The organism is Pseudomonas sp. PVC-5-1 (assembly GCF_057444345.1).
In genome coordinates, this window is the sequence record NZ_CM172024.1 from 4033459 (window position 1) to 4046221 (window position 12763).

The following is a 12763-nucleotide window of genomic DNA, read 5'->3' on the forward strand; positions in this document are numbered from 1 at the left end:
TAATCTCTCATGGCTAAAATCGGTTTCATCGGCACCGGCATCATGGGCAAGCCCATGGCTCAGAACCTGCAGAAAGCAGGTCACAGCATCTTCATTTCCACCCACCACGACGCTGCCCCGGCCGACCTGATCGCCGCCGGTGCCGTGGCCCTGGCCAACCCGAAGGAAGTTGCCCAGGAAGCCGAGTTCATCATTGTCATGGTCCCCGACACCCCGCAGGTCGAGAGCGTCCTGTTCGGTGACAACGGCGTGGCCGAAGGCGTGGGCCCGAACAAGGTCGTGATCGACATGAGCTCGATCTCCCCTACCGCTACCAAAGCCTTCGCAGAGAAGATCAAGGCTACCGGCGCTGCCTACCTGGACGCCCCGGTGTCCGGCGGCGAAGTCGGTGCCAAGGCCGCGACCCTGAGCATCATGGTCGGTGGCTGCCCGAAAGCCTTCGAGCGCACCCTGCCGCTGTTCGAAGCCATGGGCAAGAACATCACCCGCGTCGGTGGCAATGGCGACGGCCAGACCGCCAAGGTGGCCAACCAGATCATCGTTGCCCTGAACATCCAGGCCGTTGCCGAAGCCCTGCTGTTCGCCGCCAAGAATGGTGCCGACCCGGCCAAGGTACGTGAAGCCCTGATGGGCGGCTTCGCCTCGTCGAAGATCCTCGAAGTGCACGCCGAGCGCATGATCAAGGGCACCTTCGACCCAGGCTTCCGCATCAACCTGCACCAGAAGGACCTGAACCTGGCCCTGCAAGGCGCCAAGGAACTGGGCATCAACCTGCCCAACACCTCCAATGCACAGCAAGTGTTCAACACCTGCCAGGCCCTGGGCGGCGGCAACTGGGACCACTCGGCGCTGATCAAAGGCCTGGAGCACATGGCCAACTTCTCGATCCGCGACGACAAATGATCTAGATCCGGGGGCTGCTGCGCAGCCCTTTCGCGACGCAAGGCCGCTCCTACAACGGATCGCGGTCCCCTGTAGGAGCGGCCTTGTGTCGCGAAAGGGGCGCAAAGCGCCCCCAAAATCTCAGATCCAACACCTTAGAACCTGCGACCACAGCTTCAAGGGTGGCACCGAGCAACACCCGCCCCTGGTTCGGCCTGCACGGAGGCAGTTCCAGGGGCGTTTTTGATTCTGCAGAACAACAATAATTGGGAGCCTGCCATGTCGGTCGATCCGCAAAACCTTCTCCGCGAGCTGTTCGACACAGCCATCGCCGCCGCCCACCCCCGTCAAGTCCTCGAACCCTACCTGCCCGCCGACCGCAGCGGCCGGGTCATCGTCATCGGTGCCGGCAAGGCCGCAGCCGCCATGGCCGAAGTGGTCGAGAAGTGCTGGCAGGGCGAAGTCTCCGGGCTTGTTGTCACACGGTACGGTCACGGTGCCAACTGCCAGAAGATCGAGGTGGTCGAAGCCGCCCACCCGGTCCCCGATGCCGCCGGCCTGGCCGTGGCAAAACGCGTGTTGGAACTGGTCAGCAACCTCAGTGAAGACGACCGCGTCATCTTCCTGCTGTCCGGCGGTGGCTCAGCGCTGCTGGCCCTGCCCGCCGAAGGCCTGACCCTGGCCGACAAGCAGCAGATCAACAAGGCGCTGCTGAAATCCGGCGCCACCATCGGCGAGATGAACTGCGTGCGCAAGCACCTCTCGGCGATCAAGGGCGGCCGCCTGGCCAAGGCCTGCTGGCCGGCCACGGTGTATACCTATGCCATTTCCGATGTCCCGGGCGACCTCGCCACGGTGATCGCCTCCGGCCCTACCGTGGCCGACCCGAGCACCTCGGCCGACGCCCTCGCCATCCTCAAGCGCTATAACATCGAAGCACCCAAGGCGGTTATCGACTGGCTCAACAACCCCGCCTCGGAAACCGTCAAGGCCGATGACCCAGCCCTGGCCCGCAGCCACTTCCAGCTGATCGCCAAGCCCCAGCAGTCGCTCGAAGCCGCCGCGGTCAAAGCCCGCCAGGCCGGGTTCAGCCCGCTGATCCTCGGCGACCTGGAAGGCGAATCACGCGAAGTGGCCAAGGTGCACGCCGGTATCGCCCGGCAGATCGTCCAGCACGGCCAGCCACTGAAGGCACCCTGCGTGATCCTGTCCGGCGGCGAAACCACCGTGACCGTGCGCGGCAATGGCCGTGGCGGGCGCAACGCCGAATTCCTGCTCAGCCTCACCGAAAGCCTGAAAGGCCTGCCGGGCGTGTACGCCCTGGCCGGTGACACCGACGGTATCGATGGCTCGGAAGAGAACGCCGGCGCCTTCATGACCCCCGCCAGCTACGCCCGCGCCGAAGCCTTGGGCCTGTCGGCCAGCGACGAGCTGGACAATAACAACGGCTACGGCTATTTCGCCGCCCTGGATGCGCTGATCGTCACCGAGCCGACCCGCACCAACGTCAACGACTTCCGCGCCATCCTGATCCTCGAGACTGCCCAATCATGACGCCTGATAAAAAAGTAAAGATCCTCGCCACCCTTGGCCCTGCGATCAAAGGCATCGACGACATCCGCCAACTGGTAGAAGCCGGGGTGAACATCTTCCGCCTCAACTTCAGCCACGGCGAGCATGCCGACCACGCCCTGCGCTACCAGTGGATCCGCGAAGTCGAGCAGCAACTGAACTACCCGCTGGGTATCCTCATGGACCTGCAGGGGCCGAAGCTGCGCGTCGGCCGCTTTGCCGACGGCAAGGTGCAGCTGCAACGCGGCCAGGCCCTGCGCCTGGACCTGGACAACACCCCGGGCGACAGCCGCCGGGTCAACCTGCCGCACCCCGAGATCATCGCCGCCCTCGAGCCGGGCATGGACCTGCTGCTGGACGACGGCAAGCTGCGCCTGCGCGTCACCGCCAAGCACAGCGACGCCATCGACACCGAAGTGCTGGCCGGTGGCGAGCTCTCCGATCGCAAGGGTGTCAACGTGCCGCAAGCGGTGCTCGACCTCTCCCCGCTCACCGAGAAAGACCGCCGCGACCTGGCCTTCGGCCTGGAACTGGGCGTGGACTGGGTGGCCCTATCGTTCGTGCAGCGCCCCGAAGACATCACCGAAGCACGCCAGCTGATCGGTGACCGTGCCTATCTGATGGCGAAGATCGAAAAGCCATCGGCGGTCGAACAGTTGCAAGCCATCGCGGAACTTGCGGATGCAATCATGGTGGCCCGTGGCGACCTGGGCGTGGAAGTGCCGGCCGAAAGCGTGCCGCAAATCCAGAAACGCATCATCGGCACCTGCCGCCAACTGGGCAAACCGGTGGTGGTGGCCACCCAGATGCTCGAATCCATGCGCTTCTCGCCAGCGCCGACCCGCGCCGAAGTCACCGACGTGGCCAACGCCGTGGCCGAAGGTGCCGATGCGGTGATGCTGTCGGCCGAGACTGCCTCGGGTGAGTACCCGCTGGAAGCCGTGCAGATGATGAGCAAGATCATCCGCCAGGTGGAGAACGGCCCGGACTACCAGGCCCAGCTCGACGTTGGCCGGCCGAAGGCCGAGGCCACCGTATCGGACGCCATCAGCTGCGCCATCCGCCGTATCAGCGGCATCCTGCCGGTGGCGGTGCTGGTCAACTACAGCGAGTCGGGCGCCTCGACCCTGCGCGCGGCCCGCGAGCGGCCACGGGCCCCGATCCTCAACCTCACGCCGAACCTGGCCACCGCGCGTCGCCTGAGCGTGGCGTGGGGCGTGCACTCGGTGGTCAACGACCGCCTGCGCCAGGTGGACGAGGTTGTATCCACCGCACTGGAGATTGCCCAGGCACAAGGCATGGCCAGCCGTGGCGACACGCTGCTGATCACCGCCGGTGTGCCTTTCGGCAAACCAGGGTCGACTAACACGCTGCGGATCGAGACCTTGATCTGACCGCATCGCCGGCAAGCCGGCTCCCACAGGGATCGCACCACTTCAAAGGCCTGCGCAATCCCTGTGGGAGCTGGCTTGCCGGCGATTGGAGGGCAAAGCCCTCCTTGTACACAGAAACACCAGACCTGCGGAAAACCCGAGGCCCAAAGAGGCCCACCGCTCCCCATCAACCTCACTGACTGCCCCGATGTACACCAAAAATTTCGTCAACCCGTGCCCCGACTGGGCCACGGCGTTACTCAACGGCTTCAGCCAGGTGCTGCTGCTGCGCAACCCCCTGTGCGGCCTGTGCTGCCTGCTGGCCATCCTGCTGACCGCCCCCGGCCTGGTCGGTGGCGCCCTGCTCGGTGCCTTGGCCGGCCTGCTCACCGCCCAGGCTCGCGGCTACGACCGTGCCGACCGCCAGGCCGGGCTGTACAGCTACAACGGCGTACTGATCGGCATCCTGATCAGTGCCGTGCTGCCCTGGTCGGTCATCCTGCCGCCACTGATCATCGCCGCTGGCGGCCTGTCCAGCATCATCACCCACCAGTGGCGCAAGCGCGGCGGCAAACTGCTGATCGCCTACACCGCACCCTTCGTGCTGCTTGGCTGGGCCGTATTGCTGATCGCCAGCCCCTCGCCCAGCGGCTTCGTCGAAGCCCAGCCGCTGTACGCGTTGGCGCGCGGCGTGGGCCAGATCTTCCTGCTCGACCAGCCGCTGGCCGGTCTGCTGATCATCATCGGCATGTTCATCGCCAACCCTTATGCCGCAATGTGGGCGGTGATCGGCTCGGCCATCGGCGGTGGCGTGGCACTGTTCGCCGACCAGGCGCAAGCCGCCTGGCTGGGCCTGTACGGTTTCAACGCCGCGCTGGCGGCACTGGCGTTCAGCAGGCAAGGTGAAAAGCCGTGGGTGACGCTGCTGGCCATCGCCCTGGCCCTGCTGCTGCAACCGCTGTTCAAGCTGCTACCGGTGCCCGGCCTGACCGCGCCCTTCGTCGCCGCCTGCTGGCTGATGCACCTGGGCTGCCACCTCAAATCGTTTGGCGAACGACGCAATAGCAAAGGCATCCCCAGTTGAACATTATGCTGGCTGCTAGCTAAGAGGTGATGTCCCGGGGCGCCCCTTGCGGATGGCGGCTGCCAGCCCAGGCATGGTCAGGCCTGGTCTCGAGTAGTCAGTCATGCCTGAGCTGTTTATGTAAATCATGTTGGGGGCAGGTTTCACCTGGCCATTTTTTCCTACTTCTACGTGAATGGGATTGACGTCCATCAGAGTGAATCCCTCACTGATGAATTGTTCGGTGGGTTCCAATGGCTCCATACCAATACCTTTAGCAGGTACAAGATACTCATTGATGAATAGGCTTCGATCCTTACTTACATAGAACTTTCCACTGAGATTTGCATCCGGATCCGGACGCTCGGAAACCTTCCCATCTAACGACTTTGCCCTAAACGGCTGGATGCGCTTGTCTTCAGGGGCTGCCGGGTCATAAGAAAAACCCTGAACTCGTAAATTCTTGCCGTTGATTTTTTTGAAAACCGGTTCGAAAGCCTTCCAATGCTTGGCAAATCGGTTGCTACCTTTGGGATCAATGAAATTGACCGGGTCGCCTCCACAATATGCATAAGGATTGACCCCTCCGGCCTTGAAGGGGCTCAATACATCCACACTGCAGAAACGCATCAGAACCGGGCTGTATATTCGGTTCCCGTTCCCTAGCAGATACCCCTGCACTACGCAATCCAGTAACTGCCCGTTGTAACGCAGTCGATGACCACGTATGCAGTTAGCCAAGTAGCCATAGACTGAATAGGCTGATGACTTGATTGTCCTTTGGGCCGAGCCGGTCCTATCGTCCATTACCTTCTCCAAAAGCGGCACCACCTATACGCTTATGCTGTATCGCAGGGCAGATAAACGAAACTGGCATTTCTACCAGGTTGGCTCCGATCTTCGTTACGTTGCTAGCCTAGGCAAAGACCTTCTAGGCTTGACTTTCACACCACCGGAATCTTCTTCACATGCCCACCCCGCAATCCCTGCGCGAGCAGCTCTACATCATCGTCTTCCAGACCGATACCGTGGCTGGAAGACGCTTCGACAAGATCCTCCTGCTGATCATCCTGGCCAGCTTGGTTACCGTCATCCTCGACAGCATCGACGAAGTGCACCAGGGCTACGCCGGCCTGCTGGCCGGCATCGAGTGGGGCTTTACCGCGATCTTCCTGGCCGAGTACCTCACCCGCCTGTACTGCTCGCCCAAGCCTTTGCGCTACGCATTCAGCTTTTATGGCCTGGTCGATCTGCTGGCGATCGTGCCGGGGGTCATCGCGCTGTACTACAGCGACGCCCAGTACCTGCTGATTATCCGGGTGATACGGATGCTACGGATCTTCCGTGTGCTCAAGCTCAGCCCCTACCTCAAGCAGGCCCATTACCTGATGGAGGCGCTGCGCGGCAGCAAGCAGAAGATCATCGTGTTCCTGGTGACGGTATCGACCCTGGTGACGGTGTTCGGCACCTTGATGTATGTGATCGAAGGGCCTGAGCATGGCTTTACCAGCATTCCCAAGGGCATCTACTGGGCCATCGTTACCCTGACCACGGTAGGCTTTGGCGACATTGTGCCGAAGACCCCGCTGGGGCAGGTGCTGTCGTCGCTGGTGATGATTACCGGTTATTCGATCATCGCCGTACCGACCGGGATCTTTACCGCCGAGCTGGCCAATGCCATGCGCGGGGAGCAGCTGCAGCATGATTGCCCGACTTGCAGCAAGAAAAGCCATGAGCATGGCGCGGCGTTCTGTTCGCGGTGTGGGAATGTGCTGTTTCCCAAACAATGATTCCGCCTGTTCCGGCCCTATCGCCGACAAGCCCGCCCCCACAGGATCACAACAGGCCCAAACCCTGCGCGGTCCCTGTAGGAGCGGGCTTGCCCGCGAAGAGGCCAGCACAGGCAGGAGCATAAACAAAGTCGTTTTTGTTCTTTAACCCGCGCAAACCCACCCGCTATAGTCGCTGGCAATCTGCCCCAATAACCTTCAAGAACAAGGAAGCAACGTGAAAAAACTCTTCACCGCCTCGCTGCTCGCCGCAGGCCTTGCCCTGGGCAATTTCGCCCAGGCTGCCCCCACCCTGCTCAACGTTTCCTACGACGTGATGCGCGACTTCTACAAGGATTACAATCCGGCCTTCCAGAAGCACTGGGAAGCCGAGCACAACGAGAAGGTCAACGTGCAGATGTCCTTCGGCGGCTCGAGCAAGCAGGCGCGAGCGGTGATCGATGGCCTGCCGGCCGATGTCATCACCATGAACATGGCCACCGACATCAACGCCCTGGCCGACAACGGCAAACTGGTGCCGGACAACTGGGTCAGCCGCCTGCCGAACAACAGCGCGCCATTCACCTCGGCCACTGTGTTCATCGTGCGCAAGGGTAACCCCAAGGCGCTGAAAGACTGGCCCGACCTGCTCAAGGATGGCGTACAGGTGATCGTGCCCAACCCCAAGACCTCGGGTAACGGCCGCTACACCTACCTGTCGGCCTGGGGCTATGTGCTCAAGCAAGGCGGTGATGAAAACAAGGCCAAGGACTTTGTCGGCAAGCTGTTCAAGCAGGCGCCGGTGCTGGACACCGGTGGCCGCGCCGCCACCACCACCTTCATGACCAACCAGATCGGCGACGTGCTGGTGACCTTCGAGAACGAAGCCGAAATGATCGCCCGCGAGTTCGGCCGCGACCAGTTCGAAGTGGTCTACCCGAGCGTGTCGGCCGAAGCCGAGCCGCCGGTCAGCGTGGTCGACAAGGTTGTGGCGAAGAAAGGCACCCAGGCCGCGGCCGAGGAATACCTGAAGTACCTGTGGTCGCCAGCCGCCCAGGAAATCGCCGCACAGAACTACCTGCGCCCGCGTGATGCAACGGTACTGGCCAAGTACACCGACCGCTTCCCGAAAGTGGACTTCCTGTCGGTGGAGAAGACCTTTGGTGACTGGCGCACCGTGCAGAAGACCCACTTCAATGATGGTGGGGTGTTTGACCAGATCTACACCAACAATCAGTAATTGATGCAGGCAGGTCCGGCCCTATCGCCGGCAAGCCAGCTCCCACAGGTACTCCACAGTACTCAACACCTGTGCAGTACCTGTGGGAGCTGGCTTGCCGGCGATAGGGCCGGTACAGGCAACATCAGACCTGACGGAATACCAGGGCCTTCAAGCCCCCCGCCGGGTCCACGTCAGGAAACTCCGGTGGGTTCTCCAGCCGCTCGACGAATTTCAGCGACGGCGCCTGCTCTGCCATCCCCTCGATCAGAAACTCTGGCCCGATGCCCGGATCGTTCACGCATGCCAGCACCGTCCCGCCCTCGCTCAACAACTCCGGCAAGCGCCGCAGGATCTTCGCGTAATCCTGGGTCAGCACAAAACTGCCGCGCTGGAAGGTCGGCGGGTCGATGATGATCAGGTCGTAAGGCCCGTACTTGCGCACCTTGCCCCACGACTTGAACAGCTCGTGCCCCAGGTAGGCCACCCGCGACGCATCGTGGCCATTGAGGCGGTGGTTGTCGCGGCCCCGGGACAACGCCGACTTGGCCATGTCCAGGTTCACCACCTGCTCGGCGCCACCGGCAATCGCCGCCACCGAGAAACCGCAGGTGTAGGCGAACAGGTTCAGCACGCGCTTGCCCGCCGCCTGCTCGCGCACCCAGCGCCGACCATAGCGCATGTCGAGGAACAGGCCATTGTTCTGCCGTACGCCCAGGTCCAGCAGGTAGGTCAGCCCATCCTCGACCACCTCGCGCTGCTGGCACGGTTCGCCCAGCAGCCACTGGCCCGGGCTGTCGGGCAGGTAGCGATGCTGGAGAAGGATGGCTTGACCAGTCCACTGTGGACGCTCGGCGAGCGTGAGCAGCATGGATTCCAGTTCGGCCAGCTGGCCTTCCGCCGGCTCGCGGAACAGAGCGACCGATAGCACGCCTTGCAGCCAGTCCACGGTGACCTGCTCCAGGCCCGCCCAGCAGCGGCCGCGGCCGTGGAACAGGCGGCGGGTTTCCTGCGGGGCAGGGTCGAGGGCGGCGAGCAGGTGTTGCTCCAGAGTCTGGATCGGCGAAGTCATCATGGGTCGCAAGCTGGCAAAAGCGGCATTCTACCCCCAGAGGGCGCTTCGCGCCCTATCGCCGGCAAGCCAGCTCCCACAGGTCCTGCGCAAGCTTTGAGAACTGTGCATTACCTGGGAGCAACTTGTACTGCCTGTACTGGCCTCATCGCTGACAAGCCAGGCTCCTATAGGTACTGCGCATGGCTTGAGCCCGATGCGGTCGAAGTGGGAGCTGGCTTGCCGGCGATAGGCCGCAAAGCGGCCTCAATGCCCCTTGACCGCTATCGTCCTGGGCCGGAACCACCACCCCTGCTGCATCCCCGCCGCCGCCAGCAGGATCAACGCCACCCCCAGCCACTGCAACGGTGCCAGCCGGTGCCCGAACGCCACCCAGTCCACCAGAATCGCCGCAATCGGGTAGATGAACGACAGTGCCCCGGTCAGCGCCGTGGGCAAGCGCTGGATGGCGCTGTACAGCAACACATACATCAAGCCGGTGTGCACCATGCCCAAGGTCACCAGGCTGGCCAGTGCCGGCACTTCACCCGGCAAGCCGCCAAGCTTGACCCACGGCGCCAGCAACAGCACACCCGTAGCCACCTGGATCAGCGCGATCAGGTGCGGTGGCGTGCCACTCAGGCGCTTGATGATCAACGCCGCGATGGCATACAGGAAGGCCGCCCCCAGCGCCAGCGCAATGCCCAGCAAATAGTCCTCACCGCCACCCTGCCCCGCGCCATGGGCACTGACAATGGCCAGCATGCCGAGGAACGCCACGCTCAGCCAGGTAACTTTGGCCAGGGTGATCTTCTCGCCCAGGAACACCGCCGCCAGCCCCACCAACATGAACGGCTGTACGTTGTACACCGCCGTGCCGATGGCAATCGACGCCCGCGAGTAGGAGGCGAACAGCAGCACCCAGTTGCCGACAATGGCCACACCGCTGGCAATCGCCAGCAGGAACGCCGTGCGGCTGATCACGCCCGGCCGCAGAAAGCCGAACCCCGCGCAGATCGCCAGCAAGGTCACGGCACCGAACACGCAGCGCCAGAACACCACCTCGAGCACTGGCTGGCCGGACACCAGCACGAACCAACCGATGGTCCCGGAAATCAGCATGGCGGCAACCATTTCCAGCGAGCCACGACGCAATGAACTGTCCATCTCACACCTCCTGTTGAAGACGGCAACAGTATGCAAAGGTTGCTGGCCGCCCTTCCAGCGGATAACGAAGGAAGATTGGCATGTTTGCCTTTACTATCAAGGCAAATCACGCGAACTACCTGATTGAGGTGACCATGACCGATGCCATCGACCAACTGCTGATCAACGCGCTCATGGAAGACTCGCGCCGCTCGCTCAAGGCCCTGGCGCAAATCAGCGGGCTGTCGGCGCCCAGCGTCAGCGAACGCCTGCGCCGCCTGGAGGAACGCGGCGTGTTGCGCGGTTACACCGTAGAGGTCGACCCGCGCGCTTTTGGCTACCAGTTGCAGGCCATCGTGCGCATCCGCCCGCTACCCGGGCAGCTGCAGGAGGTGGAACGGCAGATCGTTGCCATTCCCGAGTTCACCGAGTGCGACAAGGTTACTGGCGAGGACTGCTTCATCGCCCGGCTGCATGTGCGCTCGATGGAGCAGTTGGATACCCTGCTCGACCGCATCAATGTGCTGGCCGAGACCAACACCGCCATCATCAAGAAAAGCCCGGTGAAGCGGCGGTTGCCGCCGATGGATTGATTTCTTCCTGTTCTGGCCTCTTCGCGGGCACGCCCGCTCCCACAGGATCTCCACAGTCCAGGATGCTGTGCGGTCCCTGTGGGAGCGGGCGCGCCCGCGAAGAGGCCAGTACAGGAAAAAGCTGACTAAAATTTGTACACAAGAATGTCACCATAAGTGCCGTTTTTGTGTGCACTTTCCAAGATTGCGCCCCAATAGGTTACACACTTCCCACAAATAATTCTGACCAAACGATCAACTAAATTACCTTCGGGAAATTTAAATCTGTTCATTTGGTCAACTTATACTCTATTTATTTCATGAACTTACAACTCAACAAGATAAGTTCAAAATGATGGCCAGCTGAAGTTTGCTTTTTCCTTGGCATGGAACTCGCTTTTGTGTGTTCGTGTTTTGTATACAAACAAAGCAAAACATAAATACACAAGAACCCGCGACGCCGACCCAACATCGGCCGCCGCGCCCCAAACCCTGAGATGCCAACGCTGCACCGACGAGATGGCGAGCCCGTGCGCATGCCCGCTCATCGCAGTCCACGTGCATCAGGAGCCCGCCGGAATGAGTACCAGCTTCGACCTTGCCCCTGAACTATCCGTCGCCAGCACCCACCCCGCGTCCACTCTCGCCGGCAGCCAGCCGGAACTCGCCCTGAGCCCGCGCCTGCATAACCGCGACCTCGCGCCGACGCGCATCGAAGGTCGCCGCTGGGGCGGCTACAGCATCTTTGCGCTGTGGACCAACGATGTGCACAACATCGCCAACTACTCGTTCGCCATGGGCTTGTTCGCCCTCGGCCTGGGTGGCTGGCAGATCCTGCTGTCGCTGGCCATCGGCGCGGCGCTGGTGTACTTCTTCATGAACCTGTCCGGCTACATGGGGCAGAAGACCGGCGTACCATTCCCGGTCATCAGCCGCATCGCCTTCGGCATCCATGGTGCGCAGATTCCGGCGTTGATTCGTGCGGTCATCGCCATCGCCTGGTTCGGCATCCAGACCTACCTGGCTTCGGTGGTGCTGCGCGTGCTGCTCACCGCTGTATGGCCGCAGATGGCAGCCTATGACCATGACAGCATCCTCGGCCTGTCGAGCCTGGGCTGGGTGTGCTTCGTGTCGATCTGGCTGGTGCAGCTGGTGATCCTGGCCTATGGCATGGAGATGGTGCGCCGCTACGAGGCCTTTGCCGGCCCGGTGATCCTGCTGACCGTCGCCGCCCTGGCGGTGTTCATGTACTTCAAGGCCGACGCCCGCATCGCCTGGTCGGTGGCCGAACCGCTGACCGGCTACGAGATGTGGCGCAACATATTTGCCGGCGGCGCGCTGTGGCTGGCGATCTACGGCACCCTGGTGCTGAACTTCTGTGACTTCGCCCGCTCCTCGCCATGCCGCAAGACCATCCGCGTCGGCAACTTCTGGGGCCTGCCGGTGAACATCCTGGTGTTCGCCGTGATCACCGTGGTGCTGTGCGGCGCGCAGTTCCAGATCAACGGCCAGATCATCGACAGCCCGACCCAGATCGTCGCGGCCATCCCAAGTACAGCGTTCCTGGTACTGGGCTGCCTGGCCTTCCTGATCGTGACGGTGGCGGTGAACATCATGGCCAACTTCGTCGCCCCGGCCTTCGTCCTCAGCAACCTGGCACCGCGTCACCTGAACTTCCGCCGCGCCGGGCTGATCAGCGCCACCCTGGCGGTATTGATCCTGCCGTGGAACCTGTACAACAGCCCGCTGGTGATCGTGTACTTCCTGTCCGGCTTGGGTGCCCTGCTCGGCCCGCTGTACGGGGTGATCATGTCCGACTACTGGTTGCTGCGCAAAGGCTGCATCAACGTGCCGCAGCTGTACAGCGAAGACCCGGCTGGCGCCTACCACTACACCAAGGGCATCAACCTGCGCGCCGTGGCCGCCTTTGTGCCGGCCGCCCTGCTGGCCATCGTCCTGGCCCTGGTGCCCAACTTCCATGGAGTGGCGCCATTCTCCTGGCTGATCGGTGCCGGCATCGCCGCCGCACTTTACCTGCTGATCGCCCCACGCAAACACCAATACCAGGACGTCAGCGGCGAATGCATCGCCGTGGACCACAGCAGCCATTGACCAG

11 protein-coding genes are annotated in these 12763 nt (G+C 62.4%); 8 read left to right on the forward strand and 3 right to left on the reverse strand.

The window, feature by feature from the left end:
• The first annotated feature begins 9 nt into the window (after positions 1-9).
• The 4 genes from AC2T3R_RS18465 (at position 10) to AC2T3R_RS18480 (ending at position 4911) form a co-directional block, all read left to right on the forward strand.
• A complete protein-coding gene (locus tag AC2T3R_RS18465; protein WP_003259509.1) occupies positions 10-903 on the forward strand; it encodes a 2-hydroxy-3-oxopropionate reductase in 894 nt (297 codons plus the stop codon).
• 258 nt (positions 904-1161) lie between these two features.
• Positions 1162-2436, forward strand: coding sequence for a glycerate kinase type-2 family protein (locus AC2T3R_RS18470; RefSeq protein WP_039614445.1), 1275 nt, complete (start codon positions 1162-1164; stop codon positions 2434-2436).
• Complete coding sequence (gene pyk, locus AC2T3R_RS18475; RefSeq protein WP_013973542.1) at positions 2433-3848, forward strand: pyruvate kinase; 1416 nt, start codon at positions 2433-2435, stop codon at positions 3846-3848. The genes AC2T3R_RS18470 and pyk overlap by 4 nt, the downstream gene beginning before the upstream one ends.
• 187 nt (positions 3849-4035) lie before the next feature.
• Positions 4036-4911: an urea transporter gene (locus AC2T3R_RS18480; RefSeq protein WP_486744084.1), complete on the forward strand. Its 876-nt coding sequence runs from the start codon at positions 4036-4038 to the stop codon at positions 4909-4911.
• Between the two features lie 15 nt (positions 4912-4926).
• Here AC2T3R_RS18480 and AC2T3R_RS18485 read toward each other — a convergent pair whose 3' ends face one another.
• A complete protein-coding gene (locus tag AC2T3R_RS18485) occupies positions 4927-5697 on the reverse strand; it encodes an RHS repeat-associated core domain-containing protein (protein WP_486744085.1) in 771 nt (256 codons plus the stop codon).
• A 161-nt stretch (positions 5698-5858) separates the two neighbouring features.
• Here AC2T3R_RS18485 and AC2T3R_RS18490 point away from each other — a divergent pair, with 161 nt between their 5' ends.
• On the forward strand, positions 5859-6680 hold the full coding sequence (locus AC2T3R_RS18490; protein ID WP_486744086.1) for an ion transporter: 822 nt from the start codon (positions 5859-5861) through the stop codon (positions 6678-6680).
• Positions 6681-6897: 217 nt separating this feature from the next.
• Positions 6898-7899 carry a sulfate ABC transporter substrate-binding protein gene (locus AC2T3R_RS18495; protein WP_046615020.1) on the forward strand — a complete coding sequence of 334 codons (1002 nt, stop codon included), beginning with the start codon at positions 6898-6900 and terminating at the stop codon, positions 7897-7899.
• Between the two features lie 124 nt (positions 7900-8023).
• On the opposite strand, the gene AC2T3R_RS18500 is transcribed toward AC2T3R_RS18495, so the two are convergent.
• Positions 8024-8950: a class I SAM-dependent methyltransferase gene (locus AC2T3R_RS18500; protein ID WP_410952784.1), complete on the reverse strand. Its 927-nt coding sequence runs from the start codon at positions 8948-8950 to the stop codon at positions 8024-8026.
• A 246-nt stretch (positions 8951-9196) separates the two neighbouring features.
• Positions 9197-10096: a DMT family transporter gene (locus AC2T3R_RS18505; RefSeq protein WP_418056980.1), complete on the reverse strand. Its 900-nt coding sequence runs from the start codon at positions 10094-10096 to the stop codon at positions 9197-9199.
• Between the two features lie 134 nt (positions 10097-10230).
• Here AC2T3R_RS18505 and AC2T3R_RS18510 point away from each other — a divergent pair, with 134 nt between their 5' ends.
• The gene (locus tag AC2T3R_RS18510; protein WP_075047026.1) at positions 10231-10668 is read left to right on the forward strand and encodes an Lrp/AsnC family transcriptional regulator; all 438 of its coding nucleotides are present in this window, start codon (positions 10231-10233) and stop codon (positions 10666-10668) included.
• 558 nt (positions 10669-11226) lie between these two features.
• Positions 11227-12759, forward strand: coding sequence for an NCS1 family nucleobase:cation symporter-1 (locus AC2T3R_RS18515; protein WP_039614451.1), 1533 nt, complete (start codon positions 11227-11229; stop codon positions 12757-12759).
• Positions 12760-12763: the final 4 nt, after the last annotated feature.

Excerpts from the sequence above, each read along its gene's own strand:
- AC2T3R_RS18465 (WP_003259509.1), top strand. The coding sequence starts at position 10 with ATGGCTAAAATCGGTTTCATCGGCACCGGCATCATGGGCAAGCCCATG.
- AC2T3R_RS18470 (WP_039614445.1), top strand. The coding sequence starts at position 1,162 with ATGTCGGTCGATCCGCAAAACCTTCTCCGCGAGCTGTTCGACACAGCC.
- pyk (WP_013973542.1), top strand. The coding sequence starts at position 2,433 with ATGACGCCTGATAAAAAAGTAAAGATCCTCGCCACCCTTGGCCCTGCG.
- AC2T3R_RS18480 (WP_486744084.1), top strand. The coding sequence starts at position 4,036 with ATGTACACCAAAAATTTCGTCAACCCGTGCCCCGACTGGGCCACGGCG.
- AC2T3R_RS18485 (WP_486744085.1), bottom strand. The coding sequence starts at position 5,697 with ATGGACGATAGGACCGGCTCGGCCCAAAGGACAATCAAGTCATCAGCC.
- AC2T3R_RS18490 (WP_486744086.1), top strand. The coding sequence starts at position 5,859 with ATGCCCACCCCGCAATCCCTGCGCGAGCAGCTCTACATCATCGTCTTC.
- AC2T3R_RS18500 (WP_410952784.1), bottom strand. The coding sequence starts at position 8,950 with ATGACTTCGCCGATCCAGACTCTGGAGCAACACCTGCTCGCCGCCCTC.
- AC2T3R_RS18505 (WP_418056980.1), bottom strand. The coding sequence starts at position 10,096 with ATGGACAGTTCATTGCGTCGTGGCTCGCTGGAAATGGTTGCCGCCATG.
- AC2T3R_RS18510 (WP_075047026.1), top strand. The coding sequence starts at position 10,231 with ATGACCGATGCCATCGACCAACTGCTGATCAACGCGCTCATGGAAGAC.
- AC2T3R_RS18515 (WP_039614451.1), top strand. The coding sequence starts at position 11,227 with ATGAGTACCAGCTTCGACCTTGCCCCTGAACTATCCGTCGCCAGCACC.